Origin of the sequence: Paraburkholderia sp. GV068, from assembly GCF_003058125.1 — a bacterium.
In the GTDB taxonomy this organism is placed as follows: Bacteria; Pseudomonadota; Gammaproteobacteria; order Burkholderiales; family Burkholderiaceae; genus Paraburkholderia; species Paraburkholderia graminis.
In genome coordinates, this window is the sequence record NZ_QBUB01000002.1 from 569,379 (window position 1) to 589,809 (window position 20,431).

The window sequence follows — 20,431 nt, forward strand, 5'->3', positions numbered from 1 at the left end:
GGAAGCGCAGGCTACCCAGCATAAAAAGGCTCTGCCACAGCCACCCGCCAAAAAATCGTAGCGTCCGATACGTAACTTGTTATGATCGCTACACTTCACGACTCGCAGAGGCCTAAATGAACCTGGACGACGAACGTCGAGCCCTACGCGAAGAGCTGGACGCGATGCGAACCAAAGGCGCTCGACGGCAAGAACTCTCACTGCACGCCTGCAAGCGGCTGTTCTTCGATCTCGGCATACGTCCGTCGATGGCAGCCGTCCGCGATCTAACCCAGACCGGCAGCGCCAGCGACATCCCGAAAGACATCGACCACTTCTGGGAGCGCATCCGCAACGTCTCGCGTGTGAAGATCGGCGGCGGCGCAATCCCGAAAGCTTTGGAAGAGCGTGCCGGAGAACTCTTGGGCGCACTCTTTGAAGAAGCGGTCGCACAAGCACGCACCTCATTGGATGCCGAGCGCGACGAAGCACGCGCCCAAATCGCAGCAGCCGAGCAGCGTGCGCGCGACGCGGAAATCCGCCGCGACGCCTCCGAAGAAGCCATCAAGCGCAGTGAGCAACGGGCGGAAGCCGCGTGGGAACGCATCCGGGCGCTGGAAGCCGAGCTCTCCGCCGTCGCCACGCACGGCACCGCCCATCAGGAAGGACTTCAGGCAGCGGTGCGCCGGCTCGAACACGAAAATCAGACACTTCAGCAACGCGTCGACACCGAGCAGGCGACAAACGCGACGCTGCGCGATCGCATCGACGCCTTACATGTCGAGCTGCGCCAGAGCACCGAGCACTATGCCCAGCAGATCAAGGACGCCGTCGCGGAAGCCGAGCGCCGGGTCAAGCCGATGCTCGTCGAACTGGATTCGTTGCGCAGCATGGCCGCGACCTATCAGTCGGGTGTGCGCGACGCCAGCCGCAAGGAGTTCGAGTTCATTCAGCAACTTGCCGCGGCGAAAGCGCGCGGCGACCGGCTGGATGCGCAAATGCGCGAACAATCGGACGAGATCGACGCGCTGACGAAAGAACTCGCGAGCCTGCGCAGCCAACAGGGCATCGATCCGGCGATCGGCGGTTTGCTGTACTCGCTCGTGCAAGCCGGCCGTCTCACCAGCGACGAGTTGCGCACGATCGGCACCGCAGCCGATGGCCACGTGAGCTTGCCGTTGCGTTGTCCTAAATGCGAAGAAGGTGAGCCGGAACTGTCGCAAGTCGATCACCAGTTCGAATTGCAATGTCCGGAATGCGATCACTCGTCCGGGCCGGGCGATTCACGGCTGGAAGCCGTGAGCCGGTTTTTGTCGCGCGGCTCTTTGTCCGCTCCGGCCTGAAGCAAGGAGCCGAGGAGCCCGAGAGCCCGAGAGCCCGAGAGCCCGAGAGCCCGAGAGCCCGAGAGCCCGAGAGCCCGAGAGCCCGAGAGCCCGAGAGCCCGCAAAGGTGAGGAAATTCGGGACCTGAAACGTGAGAAGTTTCAGGATTCGGCCGAGCCTGCTTTCCTCGTAAAACGCCTGTCTGTGCGAGCTTCGGGCAGGAGCGGCGCGGCCGGATCGGGTTCCTCGGTGACGCGTGAATTCTGCTGTTCCATCCACGTTTGCCACGCGCGATACAGACGATTCGCGGACACGGCCTGAACAAATCCGAGCCATTGTCCGACCAGCTCCGCTTCCACGCCGCTCTCGAACAGATCCGCGGCAAACGTGTTGCGCAAGGTGTGCGGACTGGCGCGCGAGGTACGCGACGCCGCGATGCCCGCCGCGTCGACGAGCGCATCCACTGCGCGAAGCATCGTGGCTTTATGCATCGGCCTGCCGGAAGGCGACGCGGCAAAAACGAGATCGCCAGCGAGCCCGACCAAACGCCGCTCGGCCAGCCAGGCGTCGAAAATCGCGGAAGCGAACGGCGCGAGCCGTGTCCGCCGGACCAGCATGGGATTGGTCGAATCGATCGTTATCCACGGCGAGCCTGGCGTCGCGCAACTAACCGTAAGCGCGGCGGCCTCGCCCGTCTTCAGTCCGCCGCCGAGAAACACCGCGATCAGCGCGCGGTCGCGCCGTTCTTTCCAGCGCTGCGCGCGTGAGAGCGCCTGCACGGGCGAAAACAGATGCGCGATTAGCGCGGCGCGTTCGGCGTGATGAAGGAACCCGGTCGGCTCGTTGTCGCGCGCGTTGCGCCACGCAGCCTCGCCATCCTGAGCGATGAAGCGGGCAGGATTGGTCGACGATGCCTCGACTTCGCGCACATGATCCAGCACCCGCTCGATAAGCCGCAGATAGCGCACGCGTTGCGGCTTGCGAATCTCGAGCCCGGCGACGAAATCGGCGATGGTCTGCGTATCGACGGTGACGAGACTCTTTTGGCGCGCCTTCAGCCACTCGAGGAAAAGCCCCCACTGCGCCTGGTACACCTGCGCCGACGAGCGCCGGAAATGCTGCCGGGCGAGCCATGCGTCGAACGCGACTTGCGGATCGCGGCGCCAGTCTTCGCGTTGCTGATCGAACAGATCGGTGGACGATTGCGGACGCGGCACCGGGTCGGACAAATGAGGAGGCGACATGCGCTATCTATCGGTTAGTTGCGCATATTGTAGACGTGGTGCAAGCGCGGCCGCCTTAATCGCCCCAGGCTTGCACTCGCTTGTGGACAGCAGCGCCTTCGGAGGTACGTTGCGCGGCGCGGCGAGCGGCTTCCTCGTAAGCCGAGACAGCAAACGCGAACACGGCGGGCAGCGCGGTCGACATGCCGAAGTCCACGGCCTCGTCAGTCTCGGGATAGGGCAAATCCGACGGACGTTGAAACAGACCGAGCATGAGCGCGTCATGCCGGCTGGCAAATCCGAGGTCGGCGAGCGCCTCGGCTTCAATCGCGTGAAGCAGGCGCCAGGTGAGCGGCACTTGCTGCACGATATAGCGCCCGGCGATGTTGCGGACGATACGTTCGAGATCGCGCGCCGCGGTTTGATAGCGCAGCGCAGCCAGAGCGTGGTCGGTCGGGGCGGTTTTCAGGTCGTTCATTATCGGCTCCAGTCGATAGCCTGTACTGTACAAACATACAGTATCCGGCGCAACCTCGCGCAAGCCCCGATTCCGCGTAGACGCCTCTTGCTGCTCGATGCCTCAGCCGTGAATCACCACCAGCAACGCCTTCGCCTCGCCTTTGCCGGCATTGCGGATAGCGTGCGGCTCATCGGCGACGTAGCGTGCCGTGTCCGCGGCCTTGAGCCGTTTTGTCGTCCCGGCCGCCTCGATTTCAATCGACCCCTGTAGCACCGTGAGATGCTCGCGCGTGCCCGGTTCGTGCGCGTTGGACACGAGCGCACCGCACGCCTGCAGCGTCAATTCGTACCACTCGAATTTGCCGGCCAGCTCGATCGGCCCCCACACGCGCAACTGGTATTTCGCGTCGTGTCCGCTTAACGTAGGAATCTCGTGCGGACCTGCGACGGCGATCGCCTCGGGCGTCTTTTGCGGCGCGAACAGCGAATCCAGGCTCACGCCAAGTGCATTGGTCAGCCGCCAGGCAACCGCGATCGTTGGGTTCGCCTTGTCGCGCTCGATTTCGGAGAGCATCGATTTCGACACGCCTGCCGCACGCGACAGATCGTCGAGCGTCATGCGCCGCTCGGCGCGCAGGCGCTGAATCTGTTCGCCGACGCGCGGCGGCGCCGCGATTGCCGGCGCCGCGATCGCACTCGGAGTGGGTGCCGCGCCAGCCGCCGCACGGCGAATACCCGAACTTGCCATTTCCTGACCCATCGTTTAGAGTTGTTCGATATACCGGATTTTAGTTCGAAAAAACGAAAATATCCGATAAAACTGACAACCGACTATAGCAGGCCGTTGCCTGTTCGCCCACGTCGGTCTCACCCATTCAGGAGCCCGGTTCATGCGTGACTCATTTCTCGCCCATCTGCGCGGCACGCTCGAGCAGATTCGCGCCGACGGCTTTTACAAGAGCGAGCGCGTTATCGACAGCCCGCAATCGGCCGATATTCGTCTCGCCGACGGCGCCGAGGTGCTGAACTTCTGCGCGAACAATTATCTCGGTCTTGCCAACGACGCTCGCCTTATCGAGGCCGCGAAGCAAGGGCTCGACAACGACGGCTTCGGCATGGCGTCGGTGCGTTTTATTTGCGGCACGCAGACGGTCCATAAGCAACTCGAGCAGGCGCTCGCCGCGTTTCTGCAAACCGACGACTGCATTCTTTACTCAAGCTGTTTCGACGCGAACGGCGGCCTGTTCGAAACGCTGCTCGACGAGAACGACGCAATCATCAGCGACGAGCTGAATCATGCGAGCATCATCGACGGCGTGCGGCTTTCGAAGGCCAAGCGCTTTCGCTACAAGAACAACGATCTCGCGGACCTCGACGCCAGGCTGAAAGAGGCGGACGCGGCCGGCGCACGCTTTAAGCTCATCGCGACAGACGGCGTATTTTCGATGGACGGCATCATCGCCAATCTCGCCAGCATCTGCGATCTGGCCGACCGCTACGGCGCGCTCGTGATGGTCGACGACTCGCACGCCGTCGGCTTTATCGGCGAACAGGGACGCGGCACGCCGGAACATTGCGGCGTGCTCTCGCGCGTCGACATCATCACGGGCACGCTCGGCAAGGCACTCGGCGGCGCATCGGGCGGCTATATCGCCGCGCGCAAGGAGATCGTCGAATTGCTGCGTCAGCGCTCGCGCCCGTATCTGTTCTCCAATACGCTGACGCCGAGCATCGCGGCGGCGTCGCTGAAAGTACTCGAACTGCTCGCCAGCGACGAAGGCGCGCAACTACGCGCCCGCGTGCGCGAAAACGGCGCGCACTTTCGCGAGAAGATGAGCGCGCTTGGCTTCACGCTCGTCCCCGGCGAACATCCGATCATTCCCGTGATGCTCGGCGACGCGCAGCTTGCTTCCAGAATGGCCGATGCGCTGTTGAACGAAGGCGTCTATGTGATCGGCTTTTCATTCCCCGTCGTGCCGAGAGGCCGCGCGCGCATCCGTACGCAAATGAGCGCGGCGCATACGACGGAACAGATCGACCGCGCCGTCGATGCGTTCGCGCGCGTCGGCCGTGAGCTTGGCGTGATCCAGGCGGAGGGCGCATGAAGGCACTCGCAAAACTCGAACGCGCGCCGGGTCTCACGCTGACCGATGTGAAGCTGCCCGAAGTCGGCCATAACGACGTGATGATCCGCATCACGCGCACGGCGATCTGCGGCACGGACATTCACATCTGGAAGTGGGACGACTGGGCGCAAAAAACGATTCCGGTGCCGATGCATGTCGGCCACGAATACGTGGGCGAGATCGTGCAAATGGGCGAGGAAGTGCGCGGCTTTTCGATCGGCGATCGCGTGTCGGGCGAAGGCCACATCACTTGCGGCTTCTGTCGCAACTGCCGCGCGGGACGCCGGCATTTGTGCCGCAACACGGTGGGCGTCGGCGTGAATCGCGAGGGCGCGTTCGCCGAGTATCTCGTGATTCCGGCGTTCAACGCGTTCAAGATTCCGCCTGAAATCTCCGACGACCTCGCCGCGATCTTCGATCCGTTCGGCAACGCCACGCACACGGCGCTGTCGTTTAACCTCGTCGGCGAAGATGTGTTGATTACCGGCGCGGGGCCAATCGGCATCATGGCCGTGGCGATTGCGAAGCACGTCGGCGCGCGCAACGTCGTGATTACCGACATCAACGATTACCGGCTCGACCTCGCGCGCAAGATGGGCGCGACGCGCGCGGTGAACGTGTCGCGCGAATCGCTGCGCGACGTGATGGCGGACCTGCACATGGCCGAAGGCTTCGACGTCGGCCTCGAAATGTCCGGCGTGCCGAGCGCTTTTACGAGCATGCTCGAAGCGATGAACCACGGCGGCAAGATCGCGCTGCTCGGTATTCCGCCGGCGCAGACCGCGATCGACTGGACTCAGGTGATTTTCAAAGGCCTCGAAATCAAGGGCATTTACGGGCGCGAGATGTTCGAGACGTGGTACAAGATGGTGGCGATGTTGCAAAGCGGGCTCGACTTGTCGCCGATTCTCACGCATCACTTCAAGGTCGACGATTACCAGCAAGCGTTCGCGACCATGCTCTCCGGCGAAAGCGGCAAGGTCATTCTCGACTGGACGGCCGCTTAAGCATCACGACGCTTGCCGTCTTGCACACGCCCGCGATGCGCTCACGCGCCCGCGGGCGTTTTGCCGAATTCGGCCTGAATTCGTACGTGAATGTCGTCGCCCACTGCGGGATACCACGTCGCGAGGCCAAACTTCGCGCGGCTGAACTGTCCTTCCGCGGAAAAGCCGAGCGTGTCTTTTTTCGTTAGCGGATCTCGTGCGAAACCGTTGAACGTGACATCCAGCGTGACGGGTTGTGTTACGCCGTGAATGGTCAGATTGCCCGTCAACGTGCCGCGAGATTCGCCGGTGCGCTCGAACTTCGTACTCACGAACCGAATCTCCGGATAGCGCTCCACGTCCAGCAGGCTTTCGCTTTTCACCATCTTGTCGAGCAGCGGCACGTTCGTGTCGATGCTCGCGGCGTCGATTGAAACCGACACGCTGCTTTTTTCGAGACCGCCTTCATTCCAGTTCAGTTGCCCTTTCTTGCGATCGAAGCGCATGGTGAAGCGCGAATACTTGAAGTGTTCGACGTCGAACGTAATGCTGCAATGATCCAGGTCGAGGTCGTAGCGCCCGACCGGCACGCGCGCTTCGTTCTGGCTGACCGAATGCGTCAGCACTTGCAGCGGCGTGCAGGCCATTGATGTAAGCAGCATTGCGGCGAGTAAAGCGCGTACGGCAATGCTGCGGGCAGTGAACGCATTCATCAAGTGAGTTCCGGTTGTTTGCTGGCAACCAGGATAACAGGTGCCGCGCACGTCGTGCAAAAAGCGGCAAGACTTGACGAGGGAGAATGATCGTTCTACCCTTCGCACATGGCTACGGATACTCTCATGGAAAAGGCATCGGCGGCTGGCGCGCGTGAGCGTCTGCTGGACGCTGCCGAAGCGTTGATCTACGCGGGCGGCATTCATGCAACCGGCGTGGACGCGATCGTCAAGCAGTCGGGCACCGCGCGTAAGAGCTTCTACACGCATTTCGAATCGAAAGACGCGCTCGTCGCGGCCGCGCTCGAGCGGCGCGACGAACGCTGGATGAACTGGTTTGTCGAGGGCACGCAGCGGCGCGGCAAGAGCGCGCGCAAACGGCTGCTCGGCATGTTCGACGTATTGCGCGAATGGTTCGCGTCGGAGGACTTTCACGGTTGTGCGTTTCTGAACGCGGCCGGTGAGATCGCTTCGGCGGAAGACCCGATTCGCATCGTCGCGCGCGAGCACAAGGAGCGCTTGCTGACTTTCGTGCGGACGCAATTCGACGAGTTCATCGCCGAAAGCAAACTGGACGCGAGGCGCGCCGCCCGTTTGTCGCGGCAGTGGCTCGTGTTGCTCGACGGTGCGATCGCCGTTGCGCTTGTGAGCGGCGAGCCCGATGCGGCGCTCGACGCGCAGGCCGTCGCTGTCACCTTGCTCGACGCTCAATCAGCCGGCAACGGGAACACGCCCGCACGCAACAAAACTTCAAGCCGACCTTCACGCAAGTCCCCGCCGACGAGGCGACCCGCATCCTGACTGCCCACCTGACCAAAAGCGAGGTATCTCATGACCGATCCGATCGAAACCCGTCCGCCGCTGCCGCCCTTTACGCGCGAAACCGCCATCCAGAAAGTTCGCGCCGCGGAAGACGGTTGGAACACGCGCGACCCCGAACGTGTGTCGCTCGCCTATACGCAGGACAGCGTGTGGCGCAATCGCGCGGAATTCACACATGGCCGCGCGGAAATCGTCGGCTTACTGCGCCGCAAATGGGCGAAGGAACTCGACTATCGCTTGATCAAGGAACTGTGGGCGTTCACCGATAACCGCATCGCCGTGCGCTTTGCCTACGAATGGCACGACGATTCCAACAACTGGTTCCGCTCGTATGGCAACGAGAACTGGGAGTTCGACGAGCATGGATTGATGGCGCGCCGTCACGCCAGCATCAACGATCTGCCGATCCGCGAAGCGGACCGTCTGTATCACTGGCCGCTCGGCCGCCGTCCCGACGATCACCCTGGCCTTTCCGACCTCGGTCTATAAACACTCTGCCTGCAACGTGAAAACGCGTGAAAATGCGGCGCGCGTCTTCACCGCTTTGCCATCGGTCCTCCATTAGAGTTGTGTTGACGCTTGCCGGCACGTCTTGTGCCCGCAAGCCCGAGTGCGTCTTCAACATCGCGCGAGTGGCTTGCGGTACAGTGCGCGACGGGCGGCACGCACCGATATGAGAACAGCATCGCGCCGGCGTTCGACTGGCGATGGAGAGGACATGCATCTTCGGCAGATCAGCAGGCGGATGACCACGCAAATCGGCAGGCAAATCAGCCAGCACAAAAGCCAGCACACCGGCCAGTTCAAAACGCACTTTTGCCGCGCATTGTTCGCGCTTGCCGCGAGCGTCGCCGGCACATCGGCGGCGCATGCGGGCAACTGGTGCGAGGGCGGCGTATGGGTCGACGCGATGCTCGGCTCGTATCACATCAATCCCGACCCGGACAAACACTTCGAGCAGTTCAACCCAGGCCTCGGCGTCGAGTGCTGGCTCAACAATCAATGGGCGCTGACGGCGGGCGGCTTTCGCAATTCACTGCGCCGGCCGTCGTATTACGGCGGCGGCGTCTGGTCGCCGGATTTTCTGCACTGGGGCATTGTCCGCATAGCGGCGATGGGCGGCATCATCTCCGGCTATAACTATGGCAACTGGGGACTCGGCCGCGATCACACGATCGGACCCGTGCTCGCGCCGCTCATCATGGTCGAATACAAGCGTGTCGGCGCGAACTTCATCGTGATTCCGCCGATCCCTTCCGACGATCTTCCCTTCACCATCGGCTTTCAGGTGAAGGTCAAGTTTTAGTGCTTATTCACCTTTCAGTGAGCGCCGCTTTCGTGAGTCCCACTCCCCGAGACATCGTCCGGGAAAAAGCCCAGGAAGGTAGCGCCCTCTGCTTCCCAAGCCGACGTTCTCGATACGACCGCATCAACTGAATCCAATGCGTTCGCCGTCTCACTTCGGTTCGAGACAAATTGCCAGGAACTTGCCGTGGCCGTCTTGACCATTTGCGCCGACTCAAGAGCGCTTAAGAGACTGGATCGGTCTGGCGTGTGAACAACGAACCCTTCGTTGCTCAAGGCCGCACTGCTGATTCCGAGCGTTGTGCAGAGGGCGGCTTTCGCCCAGACATCGGCAGCATCCGTGTTGCGCGACTCAGCGACTAGCGCGGCGATCTGCGCGTCGACAATTTGTCCTTGACGCAACAGTGGCGAGCTCGCACCCGTCCAGGCCTCTGGCGGACATGCTTTCTGCGCTGGGTCCATGGAAATGAACGGGTTAATTTCCGCAGGATAAATACGGCATACCAGAGGTCGACTCTCGTAAGCTCCGCATCGCATATCTTCCAGCAGGTTCGGACATGGACCATCGAATGCTGCAACGATGACAACGACCACTCGTACGGGCAGAGAACCGCTTGTAGCCGCAAACGAGCGCCGGCGCTTATGTGCCGCGACCAGATTGTCTTCCGGCGGCTCTTCCGGCCACGGCAGCGCTTCAACAAATAGCTGAACGTCGTGGCCTCGCTTGAGCCACGCGATTGCTTCGGATACGGTCAGCGGCAACCGAAGGTTGTGACAACATTTGCCGCACATCGTGCAGTCGAAGTCGATATCCATCCGTCAAGCTCCTTTGGCCAAATCATTCTTCCCGTGTTGCGTTTGATAGTTCGGACGTTGTCGCGCTATCCAGCACGGGTGATGTTGGGCTTAGTCGGGGCTGCACCAAAAACCTGACACTGCTTTTCAAAAAAATTGTTATGCGGTGGCATCACGGCAATAGCCGACGCAAAAACGCTTCGCGAGAGCCTGTCACGGCTCTCCAGTATCATTGCACCCTTCCACCATCCCCACCGCCCTGGAGCCTCTCGTGCCCGCGCGTTTGTTCCGCTCCGCGAAAGCCGACCGTAACCGTTTCATTGCGCTCTACATCAGCATGGCCATTGGCTTGCTCGTCGCAGCCGGTCTGTTCGTGTACGAAGCGAAGATCATTGTCGCCGACGGTCTGCGCGACGAGGAAGCGTTCGCCGTGCTCGGCGCCGCGAATCGCGTGCTGCACGATCTCGAGAACGCGGAGACCGGCCAGCGCGGCTATCTGCTCACCGGCGATGAAGCCTACCTCGTGCCCTATCGCCAGGGCATTCGCGATCTCGACGACACCGTTTTGCGTTTGCAGCAGACAGCAGGCAGCGACGAAAAATCGCTCGAACTCGTGCGCCGTGTCGAGCATGCGAAGACCGACAAGGTGGTCGAACTCGCGCGCACGATCGAACTGGCTCGCAGCGGGAATCGTGCGGCCGCCATCCAGCTCGTGCAGACCAACGAAGGCAAGGCTTATATGGATGGCCTGCGCCAGGACCTCGGCGAACTGCTGAACGAGTGGCGCGAAAGGCGCAAGGTCGCCACTCAGGATGCGCATCGGCGCCTCGTGTTCGGAAGCGCCGCGCTCGTTGCCATTGCCGTGCTCGTGTGCTGCCTGATGGGGTACACGGTGTATGTTCAGCGTCGTGCGTTCGCGAGGGTGCACGCGTATTCGAACATGCTCGATCAACAGGCCGCGCAGGATACGCTGACGGGACTTCCGAACCGCCGCCGGCTGCTGTCCGCCATCGACGCGCTCTCGGGCAACGAGGCCGAGTCGCGCCGAATCGCGCTTCTGTACCTCGACATAGACGGCTTCAAGAAGGTCAACGACGCGATGGGCCATAGCGCCGGCGACGTGTTGCTGCGTCGGCTTGCAGAATCGCTGCGGGCCGCGACGCGGCAGAGCGACATGCTCGCTCGTGTCGGCGGCGATGAGTTCGTGCTGCTCGCAACCGATTGCGGCGACGACGCCCAATTGCGGGAACTCGTCGAGCGCCTTGTCTCAGGTGTGCGAGCAATCGGCGACAAGGAGTACGGCGGCCGTTTTGCGATTGGCGTGAGTATCGGCATCGCCACGTTTCCGGACAGGGTGCAGAGCATCGCAGGCTTGCTCGACGTCGCCGATGCCGCCATGTACGCGGCCAAACGCAGCGGCCGTTCGACGTATAGCTTCGGCAGTTCGTCGGCTGCGGGGCTGTCGAATGTCATCAAGCTGACGCGATAACGTATCGCGTGAGTCCGCACGTTGCTTGCGGATATCGCCAAAGGTGAGCCGTTCCAGGATGGTGAGGAATTCCAGGAGACGGCATCACCATCGACGTCTTCAAATTCAAAGGTGAGATGTTCCAGGAGATGACGCGACGCGTGCAATGGTGAGTCGTCCCAGGATTCACGCCGCACCTTTGATGCATTTCACCCGACAGCGTGCGTAAAGGTGAGGAGTTCCAGGAGGTCGCCGCAAAGGTGAGATCGTGGATGAGTCCAGTACTGTGCGCGACGAAGTGGCGGGTTTTCTTTCTGAACCGGAACGGTCTCGGCATCGACACGAGCGATGCACGGCAAAGCATGAAGCTCGCTGTTCAGCGACGTAGACGCGCGTATATAGCCGGCCTCACGATGGTCAAGAAAATTCGCGGCGAACTCGCGAACAAGACCGTCAACGTCATCATGCTCACAACCGAAAGCAGCCCGGCAATGAAAGAACGCCGCAAGGCTGCGGCGTCAAGGGCTCGATCGTGAAGCCGTTCAAGGGCGACGCGGTGCTGGAGACGTTTCATAAGCTCGCGAACTGACGCTTGCGCGCCACGCCGTCAAAGGTGAGGGTTTTCGGGAGCGGTTCGGCGCGTGAGTTCCGCGCTTGATTCGCACGCGTTATCGTCGCGGAAATGGGCGAAATCCGCTAAATGTCCGCCTGGTGCGGAGGCCAAAGCTGTGTCGTCCCGGGGCTTCATCCGCTCTAAGGTGAGGGAATTCGGGAGCACTTCGACGCTGCGGCGATCCGTGAGCGACTGGAACGCATGTGCCTCACCGTCCATATCGAGTCGGACGGTTCGCGGTTTGCGAGTCATTTTTTCACCGCACCCGACATCGACGTCTTACCTGGGTATCCCGATCATTCGCGTGCTTCTAAAGGTGAGAGTTTTCGGGATTCGCCTGTTCTGACGCCTTCGGCCCACGCCCAGCATGGCTTTGCGGGCGGTCCGCAAGCGCTTAAGGTGAGGGTTTTCGGGAGTTGTGAAACTGCTCCCTCCTGCCGGCCTTCGACTGCTGTGTGCCAAAGGTGAGGATTTTCGGGAGCCCGCTGTTCTGGCGCAGGTGGCGATGCAAGCCGCAGCAGCAGCGCGGTAAAACCACTGCATATCAAGCGCAATTCGCGCGACGCGCCGCTGCAAAAAGCACACGAATCATCGCCGCCCGCGCCCAAAGGTGAGACTTTTCAGGAGCCGCGATAGTGACTGTGCACCCCAGCGCATCAACAGCGCATCACGCCCGCTTCCCAACCTCGCGAATATCAGCCACCGGCGTTTCGCCGAATGCATCGCTGAACGCATAGTCGAGCAATTGAGCCGCAGCTTGCTCGGGCGTCGAAAGCTGACCGTTGCGCTTCAAGTCCTCGAACTTCTCACGCATTGGAAACTGTTCGACGCCGGTGCTGCGAATCTCCGCCTGCATGTTCGTATCGATGACGCCCGGCGCGAGACTGCAAATACGCAGCGCGCGAGTGGCATCGAGTGCGACGGCGCGCGCGTGGTGGTCCAGCGCGGCCTTCGTCGCGCAATAGATGCTCCAGCCGGCGTAAGCGTTGCGCGCCGCGCCGCTCGAAATATGCATGATGCGCCGGTCGCTTACATCGGGGCTCGCCGCGGCGAGCGCGCTTGCGAGCATCAACGGCGTGGCGACGTTCAGGCTCACTGCGCTGGCAATGGCCGCTGCGTCCTGCGCGTCGATCGGACCGATCGGCTGCACCATGCCCGCGTTGTTGATCAGCAGCACAGTGTGCGCGCCGCTGACGAATGCCCGCAGTGCATTGGTCGCCGTCCATTGCGCAACACGCGACGTATCGGCGAGTTCGAGTTCAACTTCATCGAGCAGCGCGGGAAAGCGCTGTTTGAGCGACGCATGACGCGAGCGTGAGAGACCGAGCACCGCGACATCGCGCTCAAGCAGTTGCGCGGCGAGCGCCGCACCGAGGCCGCGCGTATGGCCGGTGACGATCGCGCGAATGGGAGAAGAGGGATTCATGTCGTTCCTTGAAGATAGCTCATGCAGGCCGTTATCTTCTCACGCATGTTTCGCACGCGCAGCGGCGCCGCTCGCGCGCTTTCACGCCGCGCGAAAGCGCTCGCGGTATTGCATCGGCGTGACGCCGATTCTCTTCACGAAAACGATCCGCATGCGATCCGCGGTGCCGAAACCGCAATCGTAGGCAATCGCTTTCAGCGCGGCGCCGCTGCTTTCCAGCAGCTTGCGCGCGGCATCCACACGCGCGCGCTCGACGAATTCATGCGGCGTCACGCCGGTTTCCTGCACGAACACGCGCGCGAAATTGCGTGAGCTCATGCCGGCGACATCGGCGAGTTGCTTGACTGTAAAACTCTCGTGAATGCGCTCCATCACATGCGCCTGGACTTTCGCAACCGGCGATGTTTCGTCGACGGGCGCCGTGAGATACGGACTGAATTGCGACTGTCCGCCCTGGCGCTGTGCGAACACGACGAGCCGCTTTGCCACCGCGAGCGCGATCTGCGCACCGTGATCTTCGGCGACGAGCGCGAGCGACAGATCGATGCCCGCAGTCACGCCCGCGGAAGTGACCAGTTGCCCGTCGCGCAGATAAATGCGGTCGTAGTCGACGCGCGCTTTCGGAAACTGCGCGGCGAGTTGGGCCGCGTGCTGCCAATGCGTCGTGACGTTGCGCGCGTCGAGCAGACCGGCATGGCCGAGCGCGAAAGCGCCCGTGCAGATGGAGCCGTAACGGCCGCATTGCGGCGCGATGTTGGTCAACCAGTCGAGCAACGACGCCTCGGGCGGAGCGCCTTCGGGGAGCGCGGGGCCGCCCGCGACTAACGCGAGGTCGAACGGTTTGCGAGCGCGCGCGAAGACGGCGTCGGCGATCAGCGTCATGCCGTTGGACGCGCGCAGCGGTGCTTGTTGCGCGCTCAGCAGCGTGACTTCGTAGCGCGCGTCCGGCGCGATGAAGCGGTTCGCTTCGGAGAAGACGTCGACGGGACCGGCGACGTCGAGCGCCTGCACGCCAGCAAAGATCGCGATCGCGACGGTGGGCATCGAATGATTCCTTTCACGATAAGCAAACCGCGGCAGTGAACGCGGTGCGATGGGCAGCGTTCGACGGCCTCGCGCGATTGTCGGGGAAAACGCGGTGGCCCAGCATACCAAACGCGCTTTGACGCTGCACGGCGAGGCCAAACAGCCTCGCATACTCGTCGCGCAAGCAATGATTCACGCGCCGCATATGGGATGATTAGCCACTGACCGAACTTCCGGCGCCGCGTCATGGTGATTAAAAACCTTCTCCGCAAGCTCGACCTGACCACGCTTCAACTGTTCCTCGCCGTCTACGAGGAAGGCACGCTCACGCGTGCCGCGGAGCGCGAGGCCATTGCCGTCTCCGCTGCGAGCAAGCGGCTGCTCGAACTGGAACAGGCCGTGGGTGCGACGCTCTTTCAACGCAACGCGCGCGGCATGACGCTCACGCCGGCCGGCGAAACGCTGCTGCATCATGCGCGGCGCGTGATGCGCGACATCGAAAACATCGGCATCGAACTGGCTGGGCATGCGAGCGGCGTACGCGGCTATGTACGGATGATGGCGAACCTGTCTGCCATCGTCGAATTTTTGCCTGAAGATTTGCGCGCGTTCCAGTTGCTGCATGAGCGCGTGAAGCTCGACCTCGAAGAGCGGCCCAGCGGCGGCGTGGTCGAAGCGGTGGACGACAGCCTCGCCGATCTCGGCATCTGTTCCGCCGATGCCGACACGCGCGAGCTGCACGTCGAGCACTATCGCCGCGATTCGCTGGTGCTCGTGATGCGCGGCGATCATCCGCTCGCCGCGCGCACGAGCGTGGCGTTTGCCGAAACGCTCGACGGCGATCACGTCGGCCTGCACGCCGCGAGTTCGATCAATGCGCGAACGCATATCGCCGCGCGCGTCGCCGGCAAGCCGTTGCGCTTGCGCATCCATGTGCCGGGCTTCGACGCCGTTTGCCGGATGGTGCAGGCGGGAATGGGCGTCGGCGTGTTGCCGCGCAAGGTCTATGAACTCATGGGACGGCCGCTCGGGCTCGTCGGCGCGCCGCTCGAAGACGACTGGTCGGAGCGCAGCCTCGTGCTGGTCGTGCGCGATGTCGATGCGCTCTCGCCCGTGAGCCGTTTGCTGTTCGATCATTTGCGTTCGATAGAAGCCTCCGAAGCCACGCAAACGCCGGCGGCATGAATCTGCGCCGCGCTTGAGCGTTCGTCGTTCGCGAACGGTCGTTGGCGAATTGCGGTTGGACGCCGCCGCCGCACGCCTGCAAGCTGTCTCCCAACAGAAAACCACTTCGGAGACAGCACATGGGTGGACCCCTTCAAGGTATCCGCGTCGTTGAAATCGGAACGCTGATCGCCGCGCCGTTTGCCGCGCGCCTGATGGCCGAGTTCGGCGCGGACGTCGTCAAGATCGAAGCGCCGCAAACCGGCGACCCGCTGCGCAAATGGCGCAAGCTGCACGAAGGCACGTCGCTCTGGTGGTATCTGCAGTCGCGCAACAAGAAGTCGGTGTGCGTGAATCTGAAGTCGCCGGAGGGTGTCGAGATCGTGAAGCGGCTCGCGGCCGAGGCCGATGTCGTCATCGAAAACCTGCGTCCTGGTGCGCTCGAAAAGCTCGGCATCGGCTGGGACGTGCTGCACGCGATCAACCCCAAACTGACGATGGTGCGTATCTCCGGTTACGGCCAGTCGGGCCCATACCGTGACCGTCCGGGCTTCGGCGCGATCGGCGAAGCGATGGGCGGCATTCGCTACACGACGGGCGAGGTGGACGGCGCGCCGGCGCGCGTCGGCGTGAGTCTCGGCGATTCGCTCGCGTCGCTGCATGGCGTGATCGGCGCATTGATGTCGCTGCTGCGTGTGAAGACAGGGCAGGGCGACGGGCAAGTGGTCGACGTGTCGCTCGTCGAAAGCGTTTTCAATCTGATGGAAAGCCTCGTCCCCGAATACGATCTGCTCGGCCACGTTCGCGAGCGAAGCGGCGGGGCGCTGCCTGGCATCGCGCCGTCCAACACCTATCCCACTGAAGACGACGGCTATGTCGTGATCGCCGGCAACAGCGATCCGATTTTCCGGCGCCTCATGCAGGTGATAGGCCGCGCCGACCTCGCCGACGATCCCGCGCTCGCGCACAACGACGGCCGCGCCAAACACTGCGCGATGCTCGACGAGGCGATCGCCGCATGGACCTCGCATCATTCCACCGACGACGTGCTGGCCGCGCTCGAACGCGCCGAAGTGCCGGCGGGGCGCATCTATTCCGTCGCGGACATCGTCGCCGATCCGCACTACCAGGCGCGCGACATGTTGTTGCAGGCACAACTGCCGGGCGGCGCCTCGGTGAAGATGCCGGGCATCGTGCCGAAGCTGTCGGAGACGCCAGGCGAGGTGCGCTGGCAAGGCCCCGCGCTCGGTGAACATACGGGAAGCGTGCTGAGCGAACTCGGCTTCGCGAGTGAAGAGATCGAGCGGCTGCGCCGCGAAGGAGCCGTGCAATGACACATGCAACGACACATGCAACGAACGGTGCAACGAACCGCGAATTGAACGCACGAGTCGCCGACAAGCTCATCGTGCAGGAAGTCGCGCCGCGCGACGGCTTGCAGATCGAACCGACGTGGGTCGACACCGCCGACAAAATCCAATTGATCAACGCGCTCTCGACGGCGGGCTTCACGCGTATCGAGGCCGGCTCGTTTGTCTCGCCGAAAGCCATTCCTGCGTTGCGCGACGGCGAGGCCGTGTTCCAGCAGATCGAGCGGCGCGCGGGCGTGATCTACGTCGCGCTCGTGCCGAATCTCAAGGGCGCCGAGCGCGCGCTCGCCGCGAAGGCGGACGAACTGAATCTCGTGATGTCCGCGAGTCAGACGCACAACCGCGCCAACATGCGCATGAGCTGCGAGTCGTCGCTGGCGGCGTTTGGCGACATCGTGCGTCACGTGAAGGGCGCGGGCATGCTGTTGAACGCATCGGTCGCGACGGCGTTCGGCTGTCCGTTCGAAGGCACGATCGACGAGGACCGCGTGGTCAGCATTGTCGATATGTATCGCGAGATGGGCATCGAAGGCATCACGCTCGCCGATACGACCGGCATGGCGAATCCGCGCCAGGTGGCGCGGCTCGTCGAGCGAGTGCTGCAACGCGTGCCGTCGTCGGCGCTCACGCTGCATTTTCACAATACACGCGGACTTGGGCTCGCCAATGTACTGGCCGCCTACGAAGCCGGCGCGCGCCGCTTCGACGCCGCGTTGGGCGGTCTCGGCGGATGCCCGTTTGCGCCCGGTGCGTCGGGCAACATCTGCACCGAGGACCTCGTGAATCTGTGCGATGAAATGGGTATTCCCACGGGAATCGACCTCGAGAAACTGCTCGCGCTGTCGCGAGCGTTGCCGGCTTTGCTGGGCCACGACGTGCCCGGGCAAGTGGCGAAGGCGGGGCGCAATCGTGACCTGCATCCCGTGCCGGACTACGTGCTGCAAATCTGACTTTCCCTGATCCACTAAACGACCGGACGGCACAGCCGAATCCGGCATTGGAGACGAATCATGAGTGACCTCGGCGCAATCGCAACCGGCGGCCGTGAACAGAGCGCGGACGGCGCGGCGGCCATCATCCGCAAAGTGGCATGGCGGCTGATGCCGCTCATCATGATCTGCTATCTGTTTGCGTTTTTCGACCGCATCAACATCAGCTTCGCGAAGTTTCAGTTGCAAAGCGATCTCGGCTTGTCGGACACCGCATATGGTCTCGGCGCGAGTTTGTTCGTGATCGGCTATGTGTTGTTCGAGGTGCCGAGCAATCTGTTCCTCTACAAGGTCGGTGCGCGGCGCTGGATTGCGCGCATCATGATTTCGTGGGGACTCGCGACCGCGGCGATGGTGTTCGTCAACACCGAATGGCAGTTTTACGGCCTGCGCTTTCTGATTGGCGCGATGGAAGCCGGCTTCGCGCCGGGCGTGCTGTACTACCTCACGCTGTGGTTTCCGCCGAGCTATCGCGGTCGCATTACGTCGATGCTGTTTCTCGCGTCGGCGTTTTCGGGGCTGGTCGGCGCGCCGCTGGCGGGGCTAGTCATCGGCCATATGAACGGCGTGCTTGGCATGCCGGGATGGCACTGGCTGTTCCTGCTCGGCGGCCTGCCGTGCGTGTTGCTCGGTTATCTCGTGCTGAAGCTGCTGAAAGATCGCATCGACGATGCGAACTGGCTGTCGCCCGCGGAGAAGTCATTCCTGTCTGAGCAGATTGCGCAGCAGAGCCGTCATCCTGAGACTGGGCATTCGTTCATCGGCGCGATAAAGACGCCGGGATTTCTCACGCTGGGGCTCGTCTATTTTCTGATTCAGGTGGCGTCGTATGGATTGAATTTCTGGGCGCCACATTTGATCCGCGTGGCAGGCACGCATAATCCGACGCTGATCGGTTTGCTGACAGCCGTGCCTTATGTGTGCGGCGCGATCTGCATGGTGGTTGTGGGGCGCTTGTCCGATGCAAGCGGCGAGCGTCGCAAGTTCGTGTTCGGTTTGCTGGTGATGTCGGCGATCGGATTCTTTGCGGCCGGTTTCTTCGACAAACAGACGGGCTTCCTGATCGTCGCGCTTGCGGTGATGGGCGGGGGCGTGGTGGCGTCGATCCCGGCATTCTGGGCATTGCCGCCGAAGCTGGTGACGGGGGCGGGCGCGGCGGGCGGCATCGCGTTGATCAACACGCTCGGACAGCTGGGCGGGATCGTGAGTCCGATCATGGTGGGACGCGTTAGGGATCTGACTGGGAGTACGACGCCGGCTTTGTATGTGATCGGGACGATGAGCGTGATTTGTGCGTTGATTGTGTTGCGGGGGTTGCCGGAGTCGCTTCGGGCCAGGGATGGGGTGCGGTAGGGCGCTTGAGGTGTAGTGCGTTTCTATGTGGGGAGACGCGCACTTTGGTGCGCGTTTGCGCAGTTGGGGGGAAATCGAGCCGCGTCAGGTAGTTGGTGCGGTTTTCGGCGGGTTATCCAGGAGTTGTTCCAAAATAGCGCGGATAACCGCACATCGTTCCGGCGACTTCGGTCGCCCTTTTCCGTTTGACAACAGACTACGGACTTTCAGACACATCTGATTGAAGTGAATCACCCCGCCAGGTAAAAACGCGTGAAGAGCTGAAATGGCTCCAGATCGCGGCCAGCCTGAAGTTTGCAGTCCTCATGTACCCGGCCGCGTCTCCCACAATCAGCAAGGAGGCCGGGTCATGGCAGACCTGCAAGACGCGCTGCGTGCCATAACCGGGCGCCAGGCATATTTTCTCGACGTACCCGGCACGGACAGCGCGGCGGCGCTGTCGGTCGTGTCGTTCACGGCAACCGAGAAGATGGGCGCGCCCACCGAGGTGCGCATCGAGTTGACCCACCCGCAGCAGCTTGCACGGGCTGACTATCTGAACCTCGATGCGGTTTTCGGCATCGAGAATGACGATGGAACAGTGCGGAAATTCAGTGGTTTCATCGAAAGATTCTCCACGATCCAGATCACCAGGGACTACGTCAGATACGAATTCGTTCTGAAGTCGCACTTCGGACGGCTCCAGGCGGTTACGGACACGCACGTCTACCAGCGCGTCACCACACCGCAGATCCTCACGGCGGTGTTGCGCCGTCACGGCATCCGCGACCACCAGACATCGTTCCGTCTGCGCCGTCAGTATCCGGTCCATCTCTGGCGCTTCCAGCACCAGATGACGGATTTCGATTATGTCCACATGCTGATGGAGAAGGCGGGGATCTACTGTTTTATCGTGGAAACGGAACACGGTGACCAGATCGTCTTTGCAGATGACATCGATCATTACCTCTACGACGATCCACGGCGGATCGTGCCGTACCGCGAAGCGGCCGGTCTCGAAGCGGGCGGCGTGGAGGCGGTGACGACACTGAAGACTCACACAGAGACAGTGCCGCAGTCGTTCATGGTTGCGGACTATAACCCTGAGTCAGCATGGGAGCGATACCGGGATTCGGCTAACGTGGCGCCTGGCGATTCCACGACCTACGGACAGCCCTACATCTACGGCACGCATCATCTCGACCAGGCGGGCGCCAAGTGGGAAGCGCAGTTGCGCCACGAGGCGGTCATCGCACGACAGGTCATTTACGAGGGCGAAAGCAACGTACTCGCATTGCAGTGCGCAAGCGTGC

General features: G+C 62.3%; 19 protein-coding genes and 1 pseudogene. 13 read left to right on the plus strand and 7 right to left on the minus strand.

Going from position 1 to position 20,431, the window contains the following annotated elements; all coding sequences use genetic code 11:
• Nucleotides 1-116: 116 nt before the first annotated feature.
• Nucleotides 117-1,322 carry a DNA-binding protein gene (locus C8K18_RS07535; protein ID WP_107707117.1) on the plus strand — a complete coding sequence of 402 codons (1,206 nt, stop codon included), beginning with the start codon at nt 117-119 and terminating at the stop codon, nt 1,320-1,322.
• Nucleotides 1,323-1,462: 140 nt separating this feature from the next.
• Here C8K18_RS07535 and C8K18_RS07540 read toward each other — a convergent pair whose 3' ends face one another.
• From C8K18_RS07540 to C8K18_RS07550, 3 genes are all read right to left on the minus strand, one after another.
• Complete coding sequence (locus C8K18_RS07540; RefSeq protein ID WP_107707118.1) at nt 1,463-2,545, minus strand: tyrosine-type recombinase/integrase; 1,083 nt, start codon at nt 2,543-2,545, stop codon at nt 1,463-1,465.
• A 55-nt stretch (nt 2,546-2,600) separates the two neighbouring features.
• Nucleotides 2,601-3,002, minus strand: a complete 402-nt coding sequence (locus tag C8K18_RS07545; protein WP_029967289.1) for a DUF2471 family protein — start codon at nt 3,000-3,002, stop codon at nt 2,601-2,603.
• Nucleotides 3,003-3,104: 102 nt separating this feature from the next.
• Complete coding sequence (locus tag C8K18_RS07550) at nt 3,105-3,743, minus strand: helix-turn-helix domain-containing protein (RefSeq protein WP_107707119.1); 639 nt, start codon at nt 3,741-3,743, stop codon at nt 3,105-3,107.
• A gap of 130 nt (nt 3,744-3,873) precedes the next feature.
• On the opposite strand from C8K18_RS07550, the gene C8K18_RS07555 reads away from it, so the two are divergent.
• Nucleotides 3,874-5,088, plus strand: a complete 1,215-nt coding sequence (locus tag C8K18_RS07555) for a glycine C-acetyltransferase (protein ID WP_107707120.1) — start codon at nt 3,874-3,876, stop codon at nt 5,086-5,088.
• Nucleotides 5,085-6,116 carry an L-threonine 3-dehydrogenase gene (gene tdh, locus C8K18_RS07560; protein WP_006047467.1) on the plus strand — a complete coding sequence of 344 codons (1,032 nt, stop codon included), beginning with the start codon at nt 5,085-5,087 and terminating at the stop codon, nt 6,114-6,116. The genes C8K18_RS07555 and tdh overlap by 4 nt, the downstream gene beginning before the upstream one ends.
• Before the next feature lie 41 nt (nt 6,117-6,157).
• On the opposite strand, the gene C8K18_RS07565 is transcribed toward tdh, so the two are convergent.
• The gene (locus C8K18_RS07565) at nt 6,158-6,808 is read right to left on the minus strand and encodes a YceI family protein (protein WP_107707121.1); all 651 of its coding nucleotides are present in this window, start codon (nt 6,806-6,808) and stop codon (nt 6,158-6,160) included.
• Between the two features lie 108 nt (nt 6,809-6,916).
• Here C8K18_RS07565 and C8K18_RS07570 point away from each other — a divergent pair, with 108 nt between their 5' ends.
• From C8K18_RS07570 to C8K18_RS07580, 3 genes are all read left to right on the plus strand, one after another.
• Entirely contained in the window at nt 6,917-7,609 is a 693-nt protein-coding gene (locus C8K18_RS07570) for a TetR/AcrR family transcriptional regulator (RefSeq protein WP_165919802.1), read from the plus strand.
• Nucleotides 7,610-7,639: 30 nt separating this feature from the next.
• Complete coding sequence (locus C8K18_RS07575) at nt 7,640-8,119, plus strand: nuclear transport factor 2 family protein (RefSeq protein ID WP_006047470.1); 480 nt, start codon at nt 7,640-7,642, stop codon at nt 8,117-8,119.
• A gap of 229 nt (nt 8,120-8,348) precedes the next feature.
• Nucleotides 8,349-8,936 (plus strand): hypothetical protein, encoded by a 588-nt coding sequence (locus C8K18_RS07580; protein ID WP_258196075.1) that lies wholly within the window; start codon nt 8,349-8,351, stop codon nt 8,934-8,936.
• A gap of 14 nt (nt 8,937-8,950) precedes the next feature.
• Here the strand turns inward: C8K18_RS07580 and C8K18_RS07585 are convergent, their stop codons facing one another.
• The gene (locus tag C8K18_RS07585; protein WP_107707123.1) at nt 8,951-9,751 is read right to left on the minus strand and encodes a YkgJ family cysteine cluster protein; all 801 of its coding nucleotides are present in this window, start codon (nt 9,749-9,751) and stop codon (nt 8,951-8,953) included.
• A 250-nt stretch (nt 9,752-10,001) separates the two neighbouring features.
• On the opposite strand from C8K18_RS07585, the gene C8K18_RS07590 reads away from it, so the two are divergent.
• Both C8K18_RS07590 and C8K18_RS34120 read left to right on the plus strand, forming a co-directional pair.
• On the plus strand, nt 10,002-11,219 hold the full coding sequence (locus C8K18_RS07590) for a diguanylate cyclase domain-containing protein (RefSeq protein WP_107707124.1): 1,218 nt from the start codon (nt 10,002-10,004) through the stop codon (nt 11,217-11,219).
• Nucleotides 11,220-11,599: 380 nt separating this feature from the next.
• Nucleotides 11,600-11,787, plus strand: a pseudogene (locus C8K18_RS34120) (response regulator); the annotation flags it as partial.
• Between the two features lie 691 nt (nt 11,788-12,478).
• On the opposite strand, the gene C8K18_RS07600 reads toward C8K18_RS34120, so the two are convergent.
• Both C8K18_RS07600 and C8K18_RS07605 read right to left on the minus strand, forming a co-directional pair.
• Nucleotides 12,479-13,237: an SDR family oxidoreductase gene (locus C8K18_RS07600; protein WP_107707125.1), complete on the minus strand. Its 759-nt coding sequence runs from the start codon at nt 13,235-13,237 to the stop codon at nt 12,479-12,481.
• A gap of 81 nt (nt 13,238-13,318) precedes the next feature.
• Complete coding sequence (locus tag C8K18_RS07605) at nt 13,319-14,281, minus strand: GlxA family transcriptional regulator (RefSeq protein ID WP_107707126.1); 963 nt, start codon at nt 14,279-14,281, stop codon at nt 13,319-13,321.
• A 228-nt stretch (nt 14,282-14,509) separates the two neighbouring features.
• On the opposite strand from C8K18_RS07605, the gene C8K18_RS07610 reads away from it, so the two are divergent.
• From C8K18_RS07610 to C8K18_RS07630, 5 genes are all read left to right on the plus strand, one after another.
• Nucleotides 14,510-15,448, plus strand: coding sequence for a LysR family transcriptional regulator (locus tag C8K18_RS07610; protein ID WP_053859757.1), 939 nt, complete (start codon nt 14,510-14,512; stop codon nt 15,446-15,448).
• Between the two features lie 119 nt (nt 15,449-15,567).
• Entirely contained in the window at nt 15,568-16,761 is a 1,194-nt protein-coding gene (locus tag C8K18_RS07615) for a CaiB/BaiF CoA-transferase family protein (protein WP_006047477.1), read from the plus strand.
• Entirely contained in the window at nt 16,758-17,747 is a 990-nt protein-coding gene (locus C8K18_RS07620) for a hydroxymethylglutaryl-CoA lyase (protein WP_258196076.1), read from the plus strand. The genes C8K18_RS07615 and C8K18_RS07620 overlap by 4 nt, the downstream gene beginning before the upstream one ends.
• Before the next feature lie 60 nt (nt 17,748-17,807).
• A complete protein-coding gene (locus C8K18_RS07625) occupies nt 17,808-19,139 on the plus strand; it encodes an MFS transporter (protein ID WP_053859755.1) in 1,332 nt (443 codons plus the stop codon).
• Nucleotides 19,140-19,488: 349 nt separating this feature from the next.
• A partial coding sequence (locus C8K18_RS07630) for a phage late control D family protein (RefSeq protein WP_181325327.1) occupies nt 19,489-20,431 on the plus strand: 943 nt, incomplete at its 3' end.